This is a genomic window from Spirochaetota bacterium, assembly GCA_035477215.1.
In the GTDB taxonomy this organism is placed as follows: Bacteria; Spirochaetota; UBA4802; order UBA4802; family UBA5368; genus MVZN01.
On sequence record DATIKU010000037.1, the window covers coordinates 37,715 to 58,035 of the forward strand.

The 20,321-nt window shown below is 57.7% G+C and carries 21 protein-coding genes; 3 read left to right on the forward strand and 18 right to left on the reverse strand.

Annotated elements, in window-relative coordinates:
* Positions 1-77: 77 nt before the first annotated feature.
* From VLM75_08885 to VLM75_08895, 3 genes are read left to right on the forward strand one after another with little or no spacing between them, the layout of a single operon-like run.
* On the forward strand, positions 78-1,538 hold the full coding sequence (locus VLM75_08885; GenBank protein ID HSV97034.1) for a tetratricopeptide repeat protein: 1,461 nt from the start codon (positions 78-80) through the stop codon (positions 1,536-1,538).
* Entirely contained in the window at positions 1,522-2,427 is a 906-nt protein-coding gene (locus tag VLM75_08890) for an iron chelate uptake ABC transporter family permease subunit (protein ID HSV97035.1), read from the forward strand. The genes VLM75_08885 and VLM75_08890 overlap by 17 nt, the downstream gene beginning before the upstream one ends.
* Entirely contained in the window at positions 2,420-3,181 is a 762-nt protein-coding gene (locus tag VLM75_08895) for an ABC transporter ATP-binding protein (protein ID HSV97036.1), read from the forward strand. Before VLM75_08890 ends, VLM75_08895 begins: the two co-directional genes overlap by 8 nt.
* A gap of 5 nt (positions 3,182-3,186) precedes the next feature.
* Here VLM75_08895 and VLM75_08900 read toward each other — a convergent pair whose 3' ends face one another.
* The 18 genes from VLM75_08900 to VLM75_08985 form a co-directional block, all read right to left on the reverse strand.
* Positions 3,187-3,537 carry an STAS domain-containing protein gene (locus tag VLM75_08900; protein ID HSV97037.1) on the reverse strand — a complete coding sequence of 117 codons (351 nt, stop codon included), beginning with the start codon at positions 3,535-3,537 and terminating at the stop codon, positions 3,187-3,189.
* 2 nt (positions 3,538-3,539) lie between these two features.
* A complete protein-coding gene (gene aroB / locus VLM75_08905) occupies positions 3,540-4,637 on the reverse strand; it encodes a 3-dehydroquinate synthase (GenBank protein ID HSV97038.1) in 1,098 nt (365 codons plus the stop codon).
* The gene (locus tag VLM75_08910) at positions 4,622-5,077 is read right to left on the reverse strand and encodes an NUDIX hydrolase (protein HSV97039.1); all 456 of its coding nucleotides are present in this window, start codon (positions 5,075-5,077) and stop codon (positions 4,622-4,624) included. The genes aroB and VLM75_08910 overlap by 16 nt, the downstream gene beginning before the upstream one ends.
* Positions 5,074-5,820, reverse strand: coding sequence for a ribonuclease III (gene rnc / locus VLM75_08915; GenBank protein HSV97040.1), 747 nt, complete (start codon positions 5,818-5,820; stop codon positions 5,074-5,076). Before rnc ends, VLM75_08910 begins: the two co-directional genes overlap by 4 nt.
* A gap of 35 nt (positions 5,821-5,855) precedes the next feature.
* Positions 5,856-6,092: an acyl carrier protein gene (locus VLM75_08920; GenBank protein ID HSV97041.1), complete on the reverse strand. Its 237-nt coding sequence runs from the start codon at positions 6,090-6,092 to the stop codon at positions 5,856-5,858.
* A 242-nt stretch (positions 6,093-6,334) separates the two neighbouring features.
* Positions 6,335-6,535 (reverse strand): 50S ribosomal protein L32, encoded by a 201-nt coding sequence (gene rpmF / locus VLM75_08925; protein HSV97042.1) that lies wholly within the window; start codon positions 6,533-6,535, stop codon positions 6,335-6,337.
* Positions 6,536-6,708: 173 nt separating this feature from the next.
* On the reverse strand, positions 6,709-7,413 hold the full coding sequence (locus VLM75_08930) for a tetratricopeptide repeat protein (protein HSV97043.1): 705 nt from the start codon (positions 7,411-7,413) through the stop codon (positions 6,709-6,711).
* An 11-nt stretch (positions 7,414-7,424) separates the two neighbouring features.
* Positions 7,425-9,095 carry a S1 RNA-binding domain-containing protein gene (locus VLM75_08935; GenBank protein ID HSV97044.1) on the reverse strand — a complete coding sequence of 557 codons (1,671 nt, stop codon included), beginning with the start codon at positions 9,093-9,095 and terminating at the stop codon, positions 7,425-7,427.
* A gap of 125 nt (positions 9,096-9,220) precedes the next feature.
* Positions 9,221-9,928, reverse strand: a complete 708-nt coding sequence (cmk, locus tag VLM75_08940; GenBank protein HSV97045.1) for a (d)CMP kinase — start codon at positions 9,926-9,928, stop codon at positions 9,221-9,223.
* The gene (locus VLM75_08945; protein HSV97046.1) at positions 9,928-10,782 is read right to left on the reverse strand and encodes a prephenate dehydrogenase; all 855 of its coding nucleotides are present in this window, start codon (positions 10,780-10,782) and stop codon (positions 9,928-9,930) included. Before VLM75_08945 ends, cmk begins: the two co-directional genes overlap by 1 nt.
* Positions 10,782-11,798 (reverse strand): 3-deoxy-7-phosphoheptulonate synthase, encoded by a 1,017-nt coding sequence (gene aroF / locus VLM75_08950; protein HSV97047.1) that lies wholly within the window; start codon positions 11,796-11,798, stop codon positions 10,782-10,784. Before aroF ends, VLM75_08945 begins: the two co-directional genes overlap by 1 nt.
* Before the next feature lie 48 nt (positions 11,799-11,846).
* On the reverse strand, positions 11,847-12,893 hold the full coding sequence (gene pheA, locus VLM75_08955; GenBank protein ID HSV97048.1) for a prephenate dehydratase: 1,047 nt from the start codon (positions 12,891-12,893) through the stop codon (positions 11,847-11,849).
* A 4-nt stretch (positions 12,894-12,897) separates the two neighbouring features.
* Complete coding sequence (scpB, locus tag VLM75_08960) at positions 12,898-13,437, reverse strand: SMC-Scp complex subunit ScpB (GenBank protein ID HSV97049.1); 540 nt, start codon at positions 13,435-13,437, stop codon at positions 12,898-12,900.
* Between the two features lie 128 nt (positions 13,438-13,565).
* On the reverse strand, positions 13,566-14,387 hold the full coding sequence (locus tag VLM75_08965) for a segregation/condensation protein A (GenBank protein ID HSV97050.1): 822 nt from the start codon (positions 14,385-14,387) through the stop codon (positions 13,566-13,568).
* Positions 14,388-14,438: 51 nt separating this feature from the next.
* Positions 14,439-14,798, reverse strand: coding sequence for a response regulator (locus VLM75_08970; protein ID HSV97051.1), 360 nt, complete (start codon positions 14,796-14,798; stop codon positions 14,439-14,441).
* Between the two features lie 128 nt (positions 14,799-14,926).
* Complete coding sequence (locus VLM75_08975) at positions 14,927-15,979, reverse strand: chemotaxis response regulator protein-glutamate methylesterase (GenBank protein HSV97052.1); 1,053 nt, start codon at positions 15,977-15,979, stop codon at positions 14,927-14,929.
* Between the two features lie 7 nt (positions 15,980-15,986).
* On the reverse strand, positions 15,987-19,175 hold the full coding sequence (locus tag VLM75_08980) for a chemotaxis protein CheW (GenBank protein ID HSV97053.1): 3,189 nt from the start codon (positions 19,173-19,175) through the stop codon (positions 15,987-15,989).
* Positions 19,176-19,255: 80 nt separating this feature from the next.
* Positions 19,256-19,798: a chemotaxis protein CheW gene (locus VLM75_08985; GenBank protein ID HSV97054.1), complete on the reverse strand. Its 543-nt coding sequence runs from the start codon at positions 19,796-19,798 to the stop codon at positions 19,256-19,258.
* Positions 19,799-20,321 lie beyond the last annotated feature (523 nt).

A 20,321-nucleotide genomic window follows, 5' to 3' on the forward strand; every position in this document is an offset into this window, starting at 1 on the left:
GTCGCGGAGGAAATCTCTTGACAAAAGGCCGCGCGCGCCGTGCTATCTTTGTATAATCGGAGTTTTATCACGCTGACATGAAAAAGAACCTGTTTTCCGCGGCGCTTCTCCTGCTCGCCCTTTTACTCGCCGTCGACGCCCATGCCGGCTATTTCGAGCAGGGAAGCCGCTACTACGTATACCGCAATTACGCCAAAGCACGCGAGATGTTCCTGAAGGCCGTGGAGGCCAGTAACGACGGCAACGCCTACTACTTCCTCGGTGAGATCGAAAAGAACGATAAGAACTTCGAAAAGGCGGTCGAGTACTACCAGCTTGCGGTCAAGGGCCGCATTAACCGCAAATATTACAATCTCGCCTACTGGAACGTCATCGTGCTCACCGAGCAGACGGGCGATTACATGGGCATGGTGAGGTTCTGCCGCGAGCTCTATGATCGCACGGGCGACGGCGGCGCCAAGACCAAGGTCGAATCGGTCATCAACAAGTTCCTGTGGACCGATAACGAAGAAGCCAAGCAGTCGTACAACCGCGGTATCGAGCTTAAAAAGGCCGAAAGCTTCGACGAGGCCGAGTCCGCTTTCAGGGAAGCGCTATCCCGCGAGTCGTCCTTCCTCGCCCCGCAGTTCGAGCTTGGCCTCGCGGAACTAAGGAAAGGCTCAAGCGGAGAGGCGCTCCGCCACTTCGCCCGTGTGGCCGACCACATCCCCTTTTACGGAGAGGTGCACCTTCTCATGGGCGACATCTACTTCCAACGCGAGGCCTACCGCGACGCGGCCTTCCATTTAGAGCGCGCCATGGAGACCAGTTTTCTCGATAAAAACTCGCGGTACCAGGTTTACATTAAGAGCGCAACGGCCCAGTACAATACCCGGAATTTCGAAAAGGCCAAGGAGCACCTCGCCTCGGCGCTCAAGCTCAACGCCGCCTCGCGCGATGCGCTCCTCATGCTCTCGGCGATCAACATCCGCGAGGAAAACTACCGCGAAGCGCTCGCAACGCTCCAGAAGGCCCATAAACTCGACCCCGACGACACCGAGGTCATCTTCCAGACCGGCAGCATCCATTACCGCCTTGGCGACGCGCGCCACACGGCGGAATTCGACCGCCTCTTCGACCTGACCGAGGGCGAAAGCGACAAACCGCAGAAATATCACCGCGCTTTCGATATCCTGGCGAAACACCATTTCCAGGCCAGAAACTACGCGCGTGCCGATAAAATTATGAACGCCCTTCCCGAAGGGGCGCGTACGCACGAGCAGAACCTAATGCGCGCACGGGCGAGCTACCACCTCGGCGATTACGAGGAAGCCATCCGTCGCTACGATCGCCTATCGCCGGGCGGCGACGAGGACCGCTATATCCTCTGTCTGCTCTACGCGAAGACCGGCCGCACCGAGCGCGCGCGGGACATCCTCACCGGTCTGGTGTCAATCGAAACGTACAGGACGAAAGCGAGCAAAGAGCCCGCGCTTTCAAAAATTCTCGCCCAGATCGAGGAAGAGGCCAAAGCGAAATCCGGTGAGACCAGAAACTGAAAGCGCGGCCTTTCCCTTCGAGTTGACGGCTTTCGCGTTCGCCCTCGCGGCCGCAACGGCCGCCGTCTGTACCGTACTTGCCGTTGGTAAAAGCCCCGCCGCACCCCTCTGGTACGCCGCGGGCGGCTATGCCTGCTTTCTCCTGGGGCGAATCGATGCCGCGGGACCGCCCCCCGCGCCCGACTACCTGCACTCGGGAAGCGCCGCTTTCCTCAGCCTGGGTGTCATTATCGTTACGCGCTTTTTTTACTCGTCCATCGTTGTCTTCTGTCTGGTGCCTTTCCTCGCCGTGCTTTACGAATTCTATACGCGCCGCTTCCTCGCGCTCGGCCCCAGGGACACGGTCCTTGCGGGAATCGCGCTCAACGCACTCTTCGCCGTGCCGGCGCTCTTTATGCTGAGCGCCGATCCGCGCTTCGACGCGGACGCGCTCTCCGGCCTGTTATCGGGCCCCGCGGGCACATCAATCGGTGCTGTCGGCGTTCCCGCAGCCGCCATCCCGGCGCTCGTCGCGATCCATCTCCTCATGCGAAGGGCCGCCCCCGAACTCGCGCTCCTTTCACTGGGCCGGTCATACTTCGAGGGGGCCGGCCTTAATCACGAGCGTGCTCGTACCGCACTCCACTGCGCCCGGGGAATCCTCACCTCCATCACCGTGCTCTCCGCAGGCTGGTTCGGCGGCTTCGCGTTCATCGGCCCGACGCCCCGCGGAACAAAAATCGGCCTTGCGCGCGACCTCTCAACGCTCGCGCAGCATCTCTGTTTCTCACAGATTCTTCTGCTGGCCTCGTCGCTGACTGGATCGATCGTCATCGCGCCACTCTGGTTTGTCGTAACGGGCGCGTTCTTTTTCCATAAAAACAGAAGGAGGATATTCCCGCATGCTTGAACTCCGGGGTGTGCGCCTGCCCATGGGCCCGGAAACGCCGATCTCGCTCGAGTTCGAAGCGGGCTCGATTACCGCTATTATAGGGCCGTCCGGTTCGGGAAAGTCCCTCCTTCTCGCGGCGGTGGCCCGTCGTTTTTCCCCGCCAGGCGATATACGGATTGCCGGGCGCCCGCTTTGCGGCATCACACGAAAAGAGTATCCGCTGTACATCTCGTATTTCGACGGCAGTGCGCCGGCCGACATCGGCGACACACTCTACGATTTTCTCCTGCTCGCGCGCGCGCACATGAAGCGCTTCCTGTACCCGTACGGCGAACACCACCTCCAGGCGGCCGATTCAGCCATCGAGGCGTTCGATCTCGGAGAATACCGCGCGCGGGTGCTCGGTACGCTCCCCTCCGACGCACTGCGTCGCGCGCTCATCGCATTAAGCATGCTGCGCGATTCCGAACTGCTGCTTATGGACGATCCCGTCGCCGGCCTCGGCATACACTCCATGGGGATAGTCCAGCGGGCCCTTGCGCGGTATACCATGAGCGGCGACAGGACCGTTGTTTTTGCGTCGGGCGACCTGAGCTTTGCGGCGCAGACAGCCGACCGCATACTTGTAATGGAGGGCGGCGCCGTGGTCGGGGACATCCCGCCGGAGTCGCTCGATGCGGACATTATACGCAGGTACTTCAAAACCGAGGTACTCGTTTCGAGGAACATCTACAACGGCAGGCCCGAGGTGCACTTCTTCCCGGGCACCTGAGTGGCTCAGGTGTAATGGCGGATCTTCAGCAGGCCTTCTTCGACGCTGTCGACGAAGATGAAGTAATCGTACATGTCCAGCTGTTCCATGGTTCGGATGATAGAGGGATGCATTCCCATCAGCACCACGCGCTTTCCCTTCTTCCGCGCGCTCAGGCTCACGTCGCCGAGGGCGGTGATTCCCGAGGTGCTCAACATCGAAACGGCGCTCAGGTTAATAACGCAGTTGCCCTTCGTGGTGATGTCATCTATCAGGGCCTCGAATGCCGCCCTGTTCGTGCCGGTGACGCTTCCGGTCAGGTGCACCACCCTCGCGGCGTCGCGCTCTTCTATGGAGTATTCCAGCCTGGGGCCCATGTTCACCTCCCCGCCGCGAGCACGTCGACCAGAACGCCGCGCACGAGTTCGTCCGGCACCGTCCGGTCATACACCGGCACACCGGCGCCGGCAAGCAGCGCAAAGTGCGCCGTGCCGCCCGACGTCTTTTTATCGAATTTCATGTGACACATAAGCCCGTCGGCATCCAGCCCGTCACGCCTGGTGCACAGACCGTAGCGCTCGAGAAGCCGCGCGCACCGCCCTGCGTGCGCGCGGTCCAGAAGGCCCGCGCGTACCGACAGCTCAAGCTCGGCCGCCATGCCCAGCGAGACCGCCTCGCCGTGTGAGATGCCCCGGTATTCCAGAAACGACTCGATCGCGTGTCCCACCGTGTGCCCGAAATTCAGTATGGCGCGCACGCCCCCCTCGCGCTCGTCCCGCTCCACAATCGACGACTTGAAGCGCACCGAAAGGTATACGACCTCGGCTAGTTTTTCCGGGCTTTTAATCGAGTCGAAGTCGTTTGACTCGAAAAGCGCGTAGAGGCTTTCCTCTCCGATAAAGGCGTGCTTAACCGCCTCGACAAGCCCGTTGCGCAGTTCATTGTCTGGAAGCGTCCGCAGAAAATCCACGTCGGCGAGCACGATTTCGGGCTGATGGAAGGCGCCGACGATGTTTTTTCCAGCCGAGAGGTTCACCGCCACCTTGCCCCCCACGCTCGAATCGACCATCGCGAGCAGGGTGGTGGGCACGTGGATGATTGAAATCCCGCGCATGAAAAGCGCCGCGAGATACCCGGCGAAATCGCCCGTAACCCCGCCGCCGATACCGATAATGGTCGAACGGCGCGAGACCCCGCTTTCGAGAAGCCAGTCGAAGGCTTGCTCCGCGTGCCGGTAGCCCTTATGCTCCTCCCCGTCGGGCATGACGTACGTGTCGAAATTCCGGAAACCGCCGAAACAGCGGCGGATATAATCGCCGTGGAGGCCCAGCACGGTCTTGTTGACGATCAGGGCGAAGGTGTCGCGCTCAAGCAGGCCGCGCATTTCCTCGACAAGCGGAAGCGTACCCGCGCCCACCACTACGTCGTACACGCCGCCCGGTGTTTTGACCGCGGCCCTTTTTACAGTTCCATCCATCGTTTCCCGATATAGGTGCGGCTGTCGACGCTGCCGGCAAGCACGCTTTTAAGTTCGCCCCGCATGGGAGGGAAAATGGTGATGTCGTCAAGGCCCGCGGCGTCGAAGAAGTTGAAATCGTGCAGTCGCCTCTCTTTTCCAAGTGAAAAATCACCGCTTTCGCGCGTGCAGAAAAAGCAGATATTGACTATATGGCGTTCGAGTCCGGGGCCGATCGAGTCACAGACCAAGGCGATGTCGCCCACCGCGGCCTCGATCGACAATTCCTCGCGCAGCTCGCGCTTCAACGCCTCGGCGAGGGATTCCCCGTAACCCACCCCTCCCCCCGGCAGAAGCCAGTACACGTCCTTTTTCTTTTTATGCGCAATGAGGAGCAGCCTCCCGTCCTCCATGAGCACTCCTGCGACCCGTACACGGGTGTTTAGCTTTTGAAATATCAAAACGCGTGTCCGCCTCCCTGTATCATATCGAGGGCCTTGCGGGCGGCTTCCATCTCGGCGCTGCGTTTACTCGCGCCGGTCCCCTCCGTAACACCTTTCCCGTCGACAACGAGGCGCACGGTAAACTGCTTCTGGTGGTCGGGGCCGCTCTCTTCGATGATTTCGTATTGCGGCCGCCCGCGGTACTTCTTCTGGACGTATTCCTGGAGTGCCGTTTTGGGGTCGCGGTAGGTCTCCATGCTGTCGATGCGCTCGATGTCGCTTTTAAGCAGCGACAGCACCAGCTTCTTGCAGTCCTTGAGCCCCGAATCGAGAAACAGCGCCCCTATGACCGCCTCGAGCGAGTTGGCAAGGATCGATGGCCTGGTCCGCCCGCCGCTGAGTTCCTCGCCCCTGCCCATGAGCAGGAAGCTCCCCAGGTTAAGGCCGTGCGACACTTTGAACAGCGTCGCTTCGGAAACCACGGCCGATTTAATCTTCGCCAGATCACCCTCGGGATATTTTTCGAATCGCTTGAAGAGGTACTCGTTGACTACCAGCGCGAGCACGGAATCGCCCAGGTATTCGAGGCGCTCATTGTCCCTCGCTCCCGGCCCCGCTTCATTGAGGTACGAACGGTGGGTAAGCGCCCGGTTCAACAGGCTTTTGTTTCTGAATTTTATTTTTAGAATGCTCTGGAGCTTGTTGATCTGTCGCAGGCGGTTTTTCTTTTTGTTGTCGGTGTGTTTATCATCCTCGATCATGCGCGACCAGTTGAGCCCGCCTGGATTTTCCCGGGCTACTTGAGCTTGGAATCGATATATTTTACCGCGTCGCCGACCGTAATGATCTTCTCCGCGTCCTCGTCCGGAATTTCTATGCCGAACTCCTCTTCAAGGGCCATCACCAGCTCGACGGTATCGAGCGAATCCGCTCCGAGATCATCGACGAACGACGCGTCTTCGGTCACTTCAGACTCGTCGACACCAAGCTGATCAACGATGATTTTGCGTATCTTTTCGAAATCAACCGCCATAACAGCCCCTCCTGAATCCGACCCTCCCTCGTTCGAGAATCTTCACGAACAAGTCCAGAGAGAACATGATTGAAAAACAGACAGCCTCGGACTTACCCGGCTCCGCACGCCGGCGGATTGTCAGCAATTATAGGCACCGGATGGCGCCTGTCAAGCCATAATCTCAGGCCGACGGCCAGCGGCGATCTTCCCGGACCGTTACCGATCGGAAAACCGCACCGGCACACCCGAATGCACGGCAGCTATTTCTTTTTATCCTTGACTTTCACTCTGGGCTCGACAACCAGAGTATCCTTGTAGTGACCGCATTCGGGGCATACCCTGTGAGGGGCGACATAGGCGCCGCAACGCGAGCACGGCCTCAAATTGGGAACACCGATCGCGTCGTGCGATCTTCTCATACGCGTTTTAGACTTGGATTTCCTTCTCTTTGGAACAGCCACGGTTCAACTCCATATTACCTTGTTATCAGAAACCAACGCCACCAGCGCTTTTCTGAAGGGATATCACAGCCAGAAAGTTAGTCGTCTTTACAATCGCCCCCCGGTTATGTCAACACCTAAATCCGGGCAAGCGGGCAATATTATTCCATTGTGCCTGCCGCCGCGAGGCGGGCTCAGCCTTTTTTCGCCTCGACCAGACCGAGGAGCATCAATCGCTCGCGCGCCTTCCGGGAGAACGGTGACTTCGGGAACAGGGTCATCAGCCTGTTAAAGCTTTCCCTCGACTTGAAAAGGTCGCCCTCCATCTGGTACAACCTGCCCGCGTCATACAGAATCTGATCGGCCACCGCGCTGTCGGCATAGTCTTTCTCGAGACGCTCGTAGACCGCTATGGCCTCCTTGTTCCGGCCCATCGCCTCATGCGAGCGTGCAGCCTGCTGAAGGCCGAGCGGCGCGAAAAATGAGCTGGGTGACCGTTCGACGAATTTAAGGTATGACGCCAGCGCCTTCTCGTACATTCGCGCGTCATAATAGAGGCCCGCAGCCACGTAATGGCCGTTTCGCCGCACGTACCCCCAGTACGATGAGTCCGACGCGGCAATGATCTCGGCGGCCGTTTTTTCGAGCGCTGCTGTCCGCTCCGCCTCGCCTTCGACCTGGAGGTTCCGGTAGTCGTCCAGTATTTTCTCGAAGCGCGCCAGCTCGTCCGCTTCGCGGTATTCATAATACAGGTACCCCGCCGAAAAGAGCACTGCCGCGGCGAGCAGACCGGTCACGCAGTACACCACCAGTCGCAGATTCTCCTTCGCGAACTCCTTGACGGCCATAAGGGCCCGCTCAACGACGTTTCTGCGTATCTCTATGTCCCTGGTCTCCATATGGCTTAGTATTATCCCTGTTTCATTTTGATCATATCGCCGATCGTGACCCTTGCCGGGGCGGAGTTGTTGAGGATCTTGCTGAGTTCCTCCTTCTCGTTCATAACCTCGAAGTGCTTCATACTGAGCGAAAGCCGTTTTTTATCCACGTCGACGCCCAGCACCACGGCGCGGACCTGGTCGCCAACTTTAAATTTCTCTTCAAGATTATCGATCTTCCTGCGCGAAACCTCGGAGATGTGCACCAGCCCCTCTACGTCTTCGCTCAACCGTACGAAAAGACCGAAGGGCACAACCCCCGAAACCACGCCCTCGACCTTGCTGCGCGGCGGAAACTTCTCCTTGACGGCCTGCCAGGGAGAACGGGTGAGCTGTTTGATGCCGCAGGAGATCCTCATCTCCTTTTTCTTGATATCGAGTATCTTCACCTCGACCTCGTCGCCCGCCTTGAAGAGCTTCGCGGGGTCTTTCACGTTGTCTTCCCAGCTCATGTCCGAAAGATGCACCAGTCCGTCTATGCCCTCTTCGATTTCAACAAAGATGCCGAAACTCACGACCTTGCGTACCGGGGCCTTCAGCACGGTGCCGACCGGAAAGCGCTCATCGATGGCATCCCACGGATTGTCCGCGAGCTGCTTCATGCCCAGCACCAGCCTGCGCTCTTCGCTGTCGATCCCGAGTATCCTTACCGTTACGGCCTGTCCCTTTTTAAATGTATCCTTGATGAGCACTGTTTTTCTCGTCCAGGAAACCTCCGAAGCGCTGAGGAAGCCCTCCACTCCGTCTTCGACCTCCACGAACACGCCCTGGCCCGTCAGCGTCACCACCCGGCCTTCTATCGTGGCGCCTATTTTAAACTTTTCACCTATCGAGAGCCACGGGTCCTCAACGAGCTGCCTGAGGCCCAGCGAAATTTTGCCTTCATCCTTTTTAATGTCGAGGATAACGAACTCCCGCTCCTCACCGACATGCAGAATGTTCTTTTTTTTGTACGCTCTCTTCCACGAAATGTCGTTTTTATGGAGCAGCCCTTCCACCCCGCCGATGTCCACAAACGCGCCGAACTCGACGAAACGGGTTACCTTGCCTGTTATCCTGTCGCCGACCTTGTATTTATCAACTATGTCCGCCCAGAACTTCTCCCTGGCTTCGTCGAGGTATTCCCGCCGTGAAACAAGCACGGAGCGCTTCTTTGGATCGATGCTCTTGACCTTGAAGGTGTACAGCTCGCCGGGGACCGCTGTCTTGGGGGACCGTAGATCCGCAGCATGCGAAAAGGGAAGGAAGGCGCTGATGCCGCCGCAATCGACCGTAAGCCCCTTCTCACCGACCGCCGCTATCGCTCCGGTCAGGTATTCCTGACCCGAATTTCTGAGTTCCTGGAGCCTGCGCCAGCCCTTTTCCTTGACGGCCGCGGTATTGGAAAACATGTACATCCCGTCGACCATACGCCGTTCCGCGAGCACGATGTCGATCGTAGCGCCGACCGCGGGCGGCTCGGCAAACTCCTGAATCCGCACCCGGCCGTCGGACTTGGTCCCCACGTTGACATAGACGAATTCGCTGTCGATGGTAACCACCTCGCCCTGCATGAGCTTATTCGGCTGCAACTCATCCAGCGCGCTGTTTGCGATGCTTTCCATCGAAAAGCCGTCGTCGATTTTTTCGTTTTCGTTTTCCATACACTGCACCCTGAGCACAAGATTGAGAGCCAATCTGTTCAAGCAAAGACACTGAATTACGGGAATTATACCTGCCTGCGATCAAATGTTTCGGGGCGTCGTGAGTCGCTGCTGCGTTCGCGGTCTCATTCCGGCCGGCCGTCCACCACTCCCGGAGCGCCGACCTCCGCTATAAGCTCAATTATCCGCTTGATGACCTCTTCTTTATCCATCAAAGAGGTATCGATATAAAAAGAACCTTCCGCCCTTGCAAGGCGTCCGAAGGGCCTCTCGGTGTCTTCCTGATCCCTGCGGATAATCTGGTTTCTAATCTCGTTTACGTCAACAGTTTTTCCCATTTCACGATATTCGGCGGCCCTCCTCAATGACCTCACCTCGGCCGAAGCGTCAAGAAATATTTTCACCGCGGCGTCCGGGAACACCACGGTCCCGATGTCACGCCCGTCCATGATGATCGACCCGCTCCTGCTCCACGAGCGCAAAAGGTCGTTCACAAAATTCCTGATACCGGGGTCGTCGGAAACGGTCCCGATGTTCCGCGCGATCAGTTCGTCCCGTATCGCGCGCGAGACGTCCTCGCCGTTCACCAGGGTGTGCACGCTCCCGTCGGGACCGAAGCGCTGGGATAGCTCCAGGCCGTCCAGAAAGGCGGCGTAGCTCTTACCCTTTTCGAGGTTTCCCGGACGGCCCAGCAGAAAGTGCGTCACCGCGCGGTAGATGGCTCCCGAATCGATGTAGCGAAGACCCAGCCGGCGGGCGGCCTCCCGCGAGACGCTGCTCTTACCCGAACCGGCGGGCCCATCCACCGCCACAACGATCCGTTTTTCGCCCATCACCCGATGCTCCTTCTGAAAGCTCCCGCGCGCTCAAGGAAGCGCCGACCGTCCACGTCATGCCCCCCCTCCGTGATAAAACGTCGAACATACTCCAACTTCTTAATGAGATCGTCGATCCCACCGGCGATGTTCGCGCCGTTCGCCGCCACAATGTCCGCCCACATGTCCGGCGAGCCCATGGCGATGCGCGTGAGGTCCCGGAAACCGCTGCCGATAAACGGTGTGGCATCCGTACCGGCGGACGCGTCCGCGGCGAGATCGGCGACGGCGCAGGCGACCAGGTGCGGTACATGGCTCGTCAGTGCGATTAGTCTGTCGTGGGTCTTCGCGTCACAGCGGACGGTGCGCGAACCGACCGATCTCCAGAAACGCTCCACGGCCTCGATGATCGTTTCACCGTTTTTTTCGTGGGGGGTGATGATGACCGAGGCCCCGCGGTACAGCGAAGCGCTCGAGTGCTCGTAGCCCGATTTCTCCGACCCGGCCATGGGATGACAGCCCACGAAGCCGCCGCCCTGCGGATGCACGGCCGCAAGCCCGACAAGCGGTCCCTTCACGCTGCCGACGTCGATGACAACGCAGTTGCCGAGGTCCGGATGGTCGAGGAGCCTTTTAAGCGAATCGATTGACGAAAGCACGGGGGATGCGATAACCACCAGATCCATCCCCGCGGGAGAGAGCGCATCCATGGGAAGCGCGCGGCCTATCGTGCCGTCAGCGAGCGCCGAAGAAAGCCGTGAAACGTTGCGCGCGAACGCGGTGATGTCAATGGAAGAATCGATCTCTTTAAGGGCCCGGCAGAGCGAACCGCCCAACAACCCCAGGCCCAGCACCGCCACACGACGAAACATCAGGGCAGCTCCCTGTCCAGCGCCCTCGCGATTTTACGAATCCTGTCAATCACCGCGATGAGGGTCTTTGCGTCGATGGTCTGCTGGCCGTCGGAATGCGCGTCTTCGGGGCGGGGATGGGCCTCAATCATGACCCCGTCGGCTCCCGCCGCGATAAACGCGTACGCGGCCGCGGGCACATAGTCTTTAAGCCCCATGGCGTGGCTCGGATCGCAGAGTACCGGCAGGTGGCTGAGCGCCTTGATTACTGGCACCACCCCGGCGTCGAGCGTGTTGCGCGTTATGTCCTCGAAGGTGCGGATGCCGCGGGGACAGAGCACAACCTTCCTGTTCCCCTTCGAGAGAATATATTCCGCCGACATTAAAAACTCATTCACCGTGGCGCTCATGCCGCGCTTTAACAGCACCGGTTTGTCGATCCTGCCGACCTCTTTCAGTAAATTGAAATTCTGCATATTCCTGGTTCCTATCTGCAGAATGTCGACGTACTCGGCAACCACGCCCACATCGCGCGGGTCTATCACCTCGGTAACAATGGGGAGGCCCGTTTCGGCCTTGGCCTTCGCCAGAAACTTGAGCCCCTGGACGCCGAAACCCTGGAAGGAATAGGGAGAGGTGCGCGGCTTGAACGCCCCCGCCCGGAAGATGTGCCCTCCCGATTCCTTCACCATCTGCGCGTGCTCAACCACTTCGCGCTCGCCCTCGACCGAGCAGGGCCCGGCGATGATCACTATATTTTTCCCGCCTATGTCGATGCCGTTAACGCGGATGACGCTGCGATCCGGCTGTGTTTCGCTCGATACGAGTTTGTACGGCTTCAGGATGGTCTTTACCGACTCCACACCCGCGAGCGCCTCGAGCGGCTGCTCCCGTATTATGTCCTCGTCGCCGATGACGGTAATAATGGTCCGCTGAACGCCGGTGGACACATGCGGCTCGAGTTTGAGCGATCGTATCTTGTCTACGATATGATCGATTTCTTCCTGACTGACGTTGGGCTTAAGTACTATTAGCATGATGAACTCCGGTTACCGAGGGGTGTTGAATGCACAGGGAGGACGTCGCTACTTCTCCGCCGGATAGGAACCGAGGATTTTCAGAAAAATGAGGTCTTCCTTCATCTTCTCGACCGCGCTCCTTGTGATCGTACTATCTCTGTGACCGATGAAGTCAATGAAAAAATTGTACTCCCACATCTTTTTCTTGTCCGGGCGCGATTCGATCTTAGTCATGTTTATTCCCGTCTCGTTGAAGGGTCTCAGGAGATCGTAGAGAGCGCCCGGTTTGTCGCGCACCGCGCAGATAATCGATGTTTTGTCCTTCCCCGAGGGAGGATTGTCGTGCTCGCCGATGACGAAAAAGCGCGTGTAGTTCTGGCGCGAATCCTCGATGTTCGTGGCGAGAACGTTCAGCCCGTAGATCTCCGCCGAGGCGTGCGAGGTAACGGCCGCCGCGAACTTGTCCCACGACGCGGTTTCCGCGGCGAGTGATGTCGAGCTCACGTTGTGCATTTCGGCGTCGGGCAGGTTCTTCCTGAGCCATTCCTTGCACTGGCCGAAGGACTGCGGGTGCGAGTAGAGCTTTTTTACGCTTTTAATGTCCTTCGAGACCGACACCAGGCTGTACGACACGCGAAGGTACTTCTCCGCGGTGATCTTCAGCTCGGTTTCCATCAGCTCATCGAGCGTGTAGGTCACCGCTCCCTCGGTACTGTTCTCGACCGGTACTACGCCGTAATCCGCGCGGCCCGTTTCCACCTCCACGAAAACATCGTGTATGCTTTTTACGGGAATGCCCGCCGCCGAAACGCCGAAGACCTCCAGCATGGCCGAATGCGTAAAAGTTCCCTCCGGTCCCAGGTAGGCCACCACCGTTGGCTTTACGGCGCTCACCGAGAAGGCCAACAGGTCGCCGAATATTTTTTTTACAAGATCACGCGAGAGCGGTCCCGCGTCGAGCGACTCGAGGAAGGAGGCGAGCTCTTTCACCCGCGCCGCGGAGAAGAGGTTTTCTCCCGGCGGGAGTTTTTTCAGCTCCTCGATCTGGATTTTACAGCGTTCGGCGAGGAGCTCCACGATTTTTTTATCGAGTTCCATTATACGCTTGTTCATCGCCCTATTCCTCGTTCTCAAAGGAAAATTCCTTAATCTCGGAAAGCTTCGGAAGGTCGGACAGACGGTTGAGGCCGAAGTATCGCAGGAACTCGTCGGTGGTGCCGTAGCACAGCGGCCGCCCCGGCAGTTCCCTTCTCCCGACCGGCTTGATGAGGTTTTTTTTCATTAGGTTCGCAACCATCATGCGGGACGAAACGCCACGGAGCTCCTCGACCTCGGCGAGTACGATCGGCTGCTTGTACGCGATGATGGAAAGCGTCTCCAGCATTCCCTTCGAAAGCCCCTCTCGCCTGGCATAGCCCATAATCCGTCGAATCTGAGCGGAGTAGCGTCTGCTGGTCATGAAATGGTAGCCGTTCGAAATTTCGAAAAGCTTTATTCCGCCATCCCGCTCCTCGTACTCGTCCACCAGCGAGTCCAGTATTATCTTCGCCTGCTGGGCGTCAATGCCGAGGTTTTTCACGAAAAAGGAGAGCGGCAGCGGCTCGTTCGAAAGGAACAACAGCGCCTCGAAGAGAGCGGCAAGGTCGAGCTCTTCCAGCGGCGCTGTATCCCGGTCTTCGTCCGTCTGTTCGGCCGCAACGTCGCCCGGCCCGGTCTCGGCCGGCGCTTCCGCGTTCAGGTTATCGGTCAGCTCGTCACTGTCGCCCATATTACATCCGGTTCGGCCTACGCCGGTTGTTCCGCTTCCGCGCGCAGCAGGCGGATATCTCCGAACACCCGGTGCTGCATTATCTTCAGCTTTCTGGTTTTAGCCATCTCGAGCACGGCAAGGAAGGTCACCACGATCTCGACCCGAGACGGCTTCCGATTAAATATCTCCGCGAAGAGAACCTGCTCTTTCTCTTTCAGCAATTCGGTAATGAGCGCGATTCTGTCGCTCACCAGTATTTCGTCAAATACAATTTCCTTCCGCTCGATCTCCCGCGTCGAATCCATCACCTCGGCGAAAGCGCTCAGAAGATCGAAAAGCGATACCTCGATCAACTCGCCCCCCCCGGTTTCAACGGGATTGACGCGAGAGTAGGCGTCGGCCTGAAGCTCGAACATGCGCCGAAAACTCCTGGAGGCGTCCTGGAATTTCTTAAACTCCAGCAGCCGCTGCACCAGCTCGGGCGGCAGCGGCGGCACGAAATACTCGTCCTCCAGTTCCCCGCCCGGCAGAAGCGCCCTGGACTTGTAATAAAGCAGTTCCGACGCCATAACGATAAAATCGGACGCCACCTGGATGTTCATCTGCTCCATAAGCTTGAGATAGGCTATGTACTGTTCGGTAATGCTCGAGATCGATACGTCCGTAATTTCGATCCGGGCCTTCTTGATCAGGCCCCAGAGGAGATCGAGCGGGCCATCGAAGTTTTCGATATGTATGACCGGACGGCCATCGTCCTTCCCTGGGATGGACTCTCTTTCGTTTTCCTGCATGAAGGGAAAAACCGTCACCTCTTCGTAATGACGGGCGGAGAGCCTCCTCTCCGCCCTGTGCTGCATGCTTCGTCAAGCGGGGGTCCGGCCGCCGCGGAGGCGCGCCGGTTTATTGGTTCAGGCCAGGGCCTTTTCGGCGGCCTTTTGGAGTCTTTCGGGAGGAAATGGCTTAACGACAAAATCCTTCACGCCGATCTTTATCGCCCGCGTAAGAAGATTTTCCTGGCCCAGCGCCGTTACCATTATAATTCTGGCCTTCGGATCAAGGGTCAGGATCTCCTCCGCGGCCTGGATTCCATCCTTTTCCCTCATCGTGATGTCCATGGTAACCAGATCGGGTTTCATCTTTTTATAGAGCTCGACCGCCTGATTGCCGTTTTCCGCCTCGCCTATAACCTCATGTCCCCTTGGCACCAGGGCGTCCTTCACGAGCGTCCTCATGAATTTCGCGTCATCAACAATAAGGATCGTAGCCATTTCCCCACTCCATATCAAGGCATTAGCGTCCACTATACTCCCGACATCGCAGTCTACAAACGACAGCTCAAGTGTTCAAGAAAAATTTACGATACCGGTGGAATTTATTCCGTCCTCCGCCATACCGCTCAGGCGTGTTCCATGATCGTTTCGGCGATCCGGTACAGCGAAGCCACCTCGTCGATCACCCCGGCCTGCACCGCAACCCTGTTCATTCCGTAAACTACCGATGTATCTTCGTCCTGGGCGATGGTGTATCCGCCCTTTTTCTTGATACTGGATATACCGTCGGCGCCGTCCCTTCCCATTCCCGTCATTATCACCGCCACGGAATCGCTTCCGTAGGATTCTGCGACCGAATCGAACAGAACGTCGATCGACGGGCGGTGCCCGGAAACCTTCTCGCCCCTGAATACCCGCAACACCCCCCCGCCGGTGCTTTTATCTATCCGCATATGCGAATGCCCCGGCGCTATATACCCAAAACCCGGACGCACCCTGTCTCCGTCCTCGGCCTCTTTGACGTTCAAGCCGGAATTCACATTGAGCCGTTCGGCGAAGGCGCGCGTGAATCCCTCGGGCATGTGCTGCACCACCAGCACGGGCGAGCCGAAATCGGTCGGCAGTTTCTGAAAAACCTGCAGGAGCGCCGACGGGCCTCCGGTCGATGTGCCTATGGCCACCACCCTGTTTACCGGCTCCCTGGGGCGCCGGCCTTCCGTTTTCCGAGCTTCCGGCTCCCGGCGCTCGAGATGTCCGCCCGGATGAAGCTTGATTTTTGACTTATGGACCGATTTGACCTTTCTTATGAGAAGGTCGGAAATTTCGTCCACCGAAATCGAAATAGCGGTTGAGGGCTTCGGGATAAAATCCACCGCTCCGTATTCAAGCGCCCGAAAGGTGGCCTCCGCCCCGTGCTGGGTCAGCACGCTCATCATGATGACCGGCTTTGGATTGGTCTCGACAATTCGGCGCAGGGCCTCGAGACCGTCCATAATGGGCATCTCGATGTCGAGCGTAATGACGTCCGGGTTCAGCGTCTGGTTTTTGAAGATGGCGGTCTTGCCGTTATTCGCCGTCCCAACGACCTCTATATCAGGGTCCTTCCGCAATATATCCGAAACGATCTTTCTTACCAGCGCAGAATCGTCCACCACCAGAACTTTTATCTTTTCCGGCATGGGCCCCTTATCTCAACTTTTCCACAATCTTCTTCAGCGACTCCGTCTCGGGGAGCACCATGAGCTTCCCGATGACCCTGTCGTTCCGGTAGTAAAACTCCGTGTCCATCACCAGCACGTAATCGTTGGAGATATTGTGCAGGACCAGGATCGAATCCAGTATCGACTGCATGAAATCATGCACGATGGTCGGCACCGTGGGCTTTATCGCTATCGCCGTCTTTTCGGAGATGACGTTGACCACGGACGACCCCACGATGTTCGTCACCTCCTTGAGGGCCGATTCGCCGTCCTCGTCGAGCTCGCGCGTTTTGCCGCTTTCGATTCCATACAGCATGTCGATGAGCTCAAAACCGGCCTCCTCCGCCAGGCCGAAAAGTATCGTACCTTTAATGTCCCCCACCAGGGGCATGTAGACGCCGATATAGATGTTGTCCACTTCGCCAAAATTCTCCGGGACCTTTTCCACGGGAAGGAGCTCGACCGTGGGGATGGAAAGGTCGATCTGCTTGCCGAGGATCTTCGATAGCGATTCCGCGGCGTTGGTGATGCCCACGTTGGCGAGCACCTGCACGCGCTCCATGTCCTCCCAGGTGATTCCCAGCGACTTCTTGATATGGCCGTCGGGCTCACCGCTCTCGACGGTGGCCCGTATACTGTTTTTTAACTCGTCTTTGAACGATCTGAGAGCATCACGCACCTTCGCATCAATCGCCGATTCGTCTTCCCCGGCCTTAGCGGTTTCCCCGGCCGGCGCGGTGCTTTTCGCCGGTGCGTAAGCCGAACCAGCCTTCGACGGCGCGGTCGGAATCGTATCCCGGCGCTCGAATATGATATCTTCCTTTATCTTTTCGACCGGGGCCTTCTCGGTCCGGGCGGCCTCCGGTCGCGAGGGAATCTCCTTTGCCTGAGGCGCGGGGGATGCCGTCTCATTTTTCGCGACGGTCTTCTGAAAATCCCTCTCCCTTCGCTCCGCGGCGGAACGCTGCAGGTCGGTGATCTCTTTGATTTCAACAACCTGCGCCGACTTCTTCTCCATGGCGCGCTGACGCTGCATCCGGGAAAGCCGGTCCTGATCCGTAATCACCCTGTTGATCATGGATGCGATATCGAGTATGAGGCAGATGCTTCCGTCACCCAGTATGGACGCTCCGGATAGCCCCTCGACGTTGGCGTAGTTCTGTTCCAGCGACTTGATCACTATCTCCTGTTTGCCTTCGAGATGGTCGACGATGAGACCGATCTTTCTGGTGCCGTAGCCCACAATGACCACCGGCACCTTGCGGTCGTCCTCGATACCGCTTTCGGTCCCGACGAACTCGTTCAGCCGCAGAAGCGAAAGGATCTCTCCCCTGAGATTGATGACTTCGTGCCCCTCGATCGTAGTTATATCGGCGTACGAAATCTTTATGGTCTCGATAACGTCCGAAAGGGGAATGGCATACAGCTCGTGACGAACCCTGACCATGATCGCGGGAATGATGGCCAGTGTCAGGGGGAAGGAAAGCAAAAATCGGGTCCCCATACCGGGCTCGGTCTCGATGGTCACGTTGCCGTTCAGCTCGGAGACGATCTCCTTTACGACGTTCATGCCGACGCCGCGCCCCGAGATATCGGTCACCACGTCGGTGGTCGAAAAACCCGGATTGTAGATGAAATTATAAATTTCCTCGTTGTCCATGTTCGCCAGCATCTCCGGCGATGCGAGCCCCTTTGCGAGCACCTTTTTTTTGATCCGGCTGGCATTCAGTCCCCGACCGTCGTCGCTCACTTCCACAAATATCTGGTTCCCGGACTGGTGGGCGTTAAGCGCCACCGTCGCGACGTCGGGTTTGCCGAGCTTTCTGCGCTCCTCGGCGGTTTCCACCCCGTGATCGATCGCGTTGCGGATAAGATGCATCAGCGGCTCGCCGATGGCGTCAATGACCTTCTTGTCGAGCTCGGTCTCTTCGCCCTTTATCTGCAGCGCCACCAGCTTCCCGAACTCCCTGGCGAGGTCGCGCACAAGGCGGTTGAACCGTGAGAACACCTGGCCCACGGGCACCATCCTCGTCTTCATGATGCCGCCCTGCAGGTCTTTCGCGATCCGGGACATCTGGTCCATGCGGTTCTTGAATTCGTTGGTGACGGACTTGTCTAAATTCGCCTTGCGCATCTCTTCATGGAGGCGGAAGAAACCGGAGTTGGCGATGACCAGCTCTCCCACGTTGTTCAACAGCAGGTCGAGCTTGTCCACCGATACCTTAACGATCCTGATGGCGGCGGTCTTGCGCTCGTCCTTTCTCCGGATCGTATCTATCTTGTATTCTTCCTCTTCATCATCGTCGGCTTCCTTTTCGGCGAGATAATCGGCCGGGGTTTCTCTCCCTTTCGACTCCTCGCTGAAAAGAGTCTCTTTCTCATGGAACTTCAGCACCATCTTGTCGTTCTTTTGGCTAAGGCTTATCTTTTTAAGATCTATACGCGCAACCTGGTCGATCTCACAGGCCCTGCGAACGTCTTCCACCGTTACCGTCGTAAGGATCACCATCTTGAATATATCATTTTCGTTGTTTTCGCGAAGCACGTCCAGCGACGGCATCATCGCAACGATCGCGGCTATCTTCTCGAGATTGGCCTGGATAAGCTGCGCCTTGATCCACTTCATCTGCGCGGACGGATCGACGAAAACGATCACCTCACAGCACGATATGCCGTTCTCAAGCCCGTCCTTAACCTGCCGCATCTGCGCGGCGGTGAGCGTCGTCTTTGGAATGTTCCCGATCTCGGGCCCGGCTTTTGCCGGGCGTTCCGCGGGCGATGCCGCCGCCACACCCGCGCCGATCTCCCTGATCCGCGCGATGATCTCCGAAAGGTCATGGTCGGGCTTTTCCCCCGAACCGACCGTATCAATGACCGAGCTTATAACGTCGAAACAACTGAACAGTACGTCCACGATCGTCGGCGTCACCTGCATGGTCCGGTCACGGATCCCCTGCAGCAGGTTTTCCATCTTGTGGGCCAGATCGCTCAGATCGTTAAGGCCGACAAATGCCGCCGAACTCTTCAGCGAGTGCGCCGCTCTGAAAATATTATTGATTATGTCGTTGTTGTCGGGATTCTTTTCGAGCTCAAGAAGGTTCTGGTTGAGCTCCTGAAGCTGTTCGTCAGCTTCTTCAAGGAAAATGTCCTGATATTCACCCAGGGAAAACGCCATGGCCACACCCCGCACATTATTGTAGAATCGTCCGCTCCCTCCGACGTCACGAATCCGGCGGGGCGCCGTACCGGCCCGTATTACATATAACCGTGGGCCGTTTTCTCCCCATCGGAGTACGAGAAGAGAATGTTATCAAGATTGAGGATGACGACAAGTCGTCCGGATACACGTCCTATGCCCTTAATGAACTCGTCCGATATGCCTTCTATCAGATCCGACGGCGGGTCTATGTTTCTCCCGGGCATCCGGATAACCTGATGGACGTTATCCACCAGCAGCCCTACCAGTTTCTCGCCGGTTTCCACCACGATGACCCGCGTAAGGTCGGTGATATTCCCCTGCGGCAGGCCGAAGCGGAGGCGAACATCAGCGACCGGTATCACGGCCCCCCGGAGGTTGATGACCCCCTTTATATGCTCGGGGGTATTGGGAAGCCGCGTTATATCGGGCATCCTGATGATTTCGTGCACTTGAAGAATATTGATTCCATATTCCACATCATCCAGCATAAAACTCACGATCTGTACGATCTCGCTTTCCGAAACGGCCGAGTCGGCACCGTCCCTGGCGGTCGCCGCCGTCACCCTGTTTACCATCTGCGTCAGCTCGTTAATGTTCATTTGCCAAAACCGCCCGTCTGTGATATAATCGGCCTGTTACCCCCTCTATAATAAATCACGGTTTTTCGTTTTCAAGCTTTTTTTACGGTCAACCCTGCCGCCCGGGATGAATACTTACGCCCCTGCATGCATTTCAACCGGGCGTTTTCGGGGTAAATTCCCGAATAAAGTCCGATAACAGCGCCCGACCGGAACATACCTGCCTCCGGGCAAACATGCCTGTTCGAGGTATAATTCTATCACATTCCGGGGTGTTGACCAGAAAATGACCCGCTATTGATCGCTGTTACGCCCGCGACGGATCGATTCTCCGCATGGCAGCCCCCCATCAATCCAAAAACCGCCTGATTTATGGCAAAGCCGCGCACGATACCGGTATATTATGCTTGATCATATTCAACTACCCGCGAGAGTGAAATCGGGCCGCTCGGGACCGGACGCACACGAAAGAACGAATGCACATTGGAATAGACATAGGATCCATCAGCGCCAAGCTGGTCGTTACCGGCGGGGGGAAAATACT

Bases quoted from the DNA above. Each gene is read 5' to 3' on its own strand.
- VLM75_08935 (HSV97044.1), bottom strand. From the start codon at position 9,095: ATGGAAAACGAAAACGAAAAAATCGACGACGGCTTTTCGATGGAAAGC.
- VLM75_08970 (HSV97051.1), bottom strand. From the start codon at position 14,798: ATGGCTACGATCCTTATTGTTGATGACGCGAAATTCATGAGGACGCTC.
- pheA (HSV97048.1), bottom strand. From the start codon at position 12,893: ATGAACAAGCGTATAATGGAACTCGATAAAAAAATCGTGGAGCTCCTC.
- VLM75_08930 (HSV97043.1), bottom strand. From the start codon at position 7,413: ATGGAGACCAGGGACATAGAGATACGCAGAAACGTCGTTGAGCGGGCC.
- VLM75_08900 (HSV97037.1), bottom strand. From the start codon at position 3,537: ATGGGCCCCAGGCTGGAATACTCCATAGAAGAGCGCGACGCCGCGAGG.
- VLM75_08945 (HSV97046.1), bottom strand. From the start codon at position 10,782: ATGTTTCGTCGTGTGGCGGTGCTGGGCCTGGGGTTGTTGGGCGGTTCG.
- VLM75_08975 (HSV97052.1), bottom strand. From the start codon at position 15,979: ATGCCGGAAAAGATAAAAGTTCTGGTGGTGGACGATTCTGCGCTGGTA.
- aroF (HSV97047.1), bottom strand. From the start codon at position 11,798: ATGCTAATAGTACTTAAGCCCAACGTCAGTCAGGAAGAAATCGATCAT.
- aroB (HSV97038.1), bottom strand. From the start codon at position 4,637: ATGGATGGAACTGTAAAAAGGGCCGCGGTCAAAACACCGGGCGGCGTG.
- VLM75_08885 (HSV97034.1), top strand. From the start codon at position 78: ATGAAAAAGAACCTGTTTTCCGCGGCGCTTCTCCTGCTCGCCCTTTTA.
- VLM75_08920 (HSV97041.1), bottom strand. From the start codon at position 6,092: ATGGCGGTTGATTTCGAAAAGATACGCAAAATCATCGTTGATCAGCTT.
- VLM75_08965 (HSV97050.1), bottom strand. From the start codon at position 14,387: ATGCAGCACAGGGCGGAGAGGAGGCTCTCCGCCCGTCATTACGAAGAG.
- rnc (HSV97040.1), bottom strand. From the start codon at position 5,820: ATGATCGAGGATGATAAACACACCGACAACAAAAAGAAAAACCGCCTG.
- VLM75_08985 (HSV97054.1), bottom strand. From the start codon at position 19,798: ATGAACATTAACGAGCTGACGCAGATGGTAAACAGGGTGACGGCGGCG.
- cmk (HSV97045.1), bottom strand. From the start codon at position 9,928: ATGGGCGAAAAACGGATCGTTGTGGCGGTGGATGGGCCCGCCGGTTCG.
- VLM75_08980 (HSV97053.1), bottom strand. From the start codon at position 19,175: ATGGCGTTTTCCCTGGGTGAATATCAGGACATTTTCCTTGAAGAAGCT.
- VLM75_08895 (HSV97036.1), top strand. From the start codon at position 2,420: ATGCTTGAACTCCGGGGTGTGCGCCTGCCCATGGGCCCGGAAACGCCG.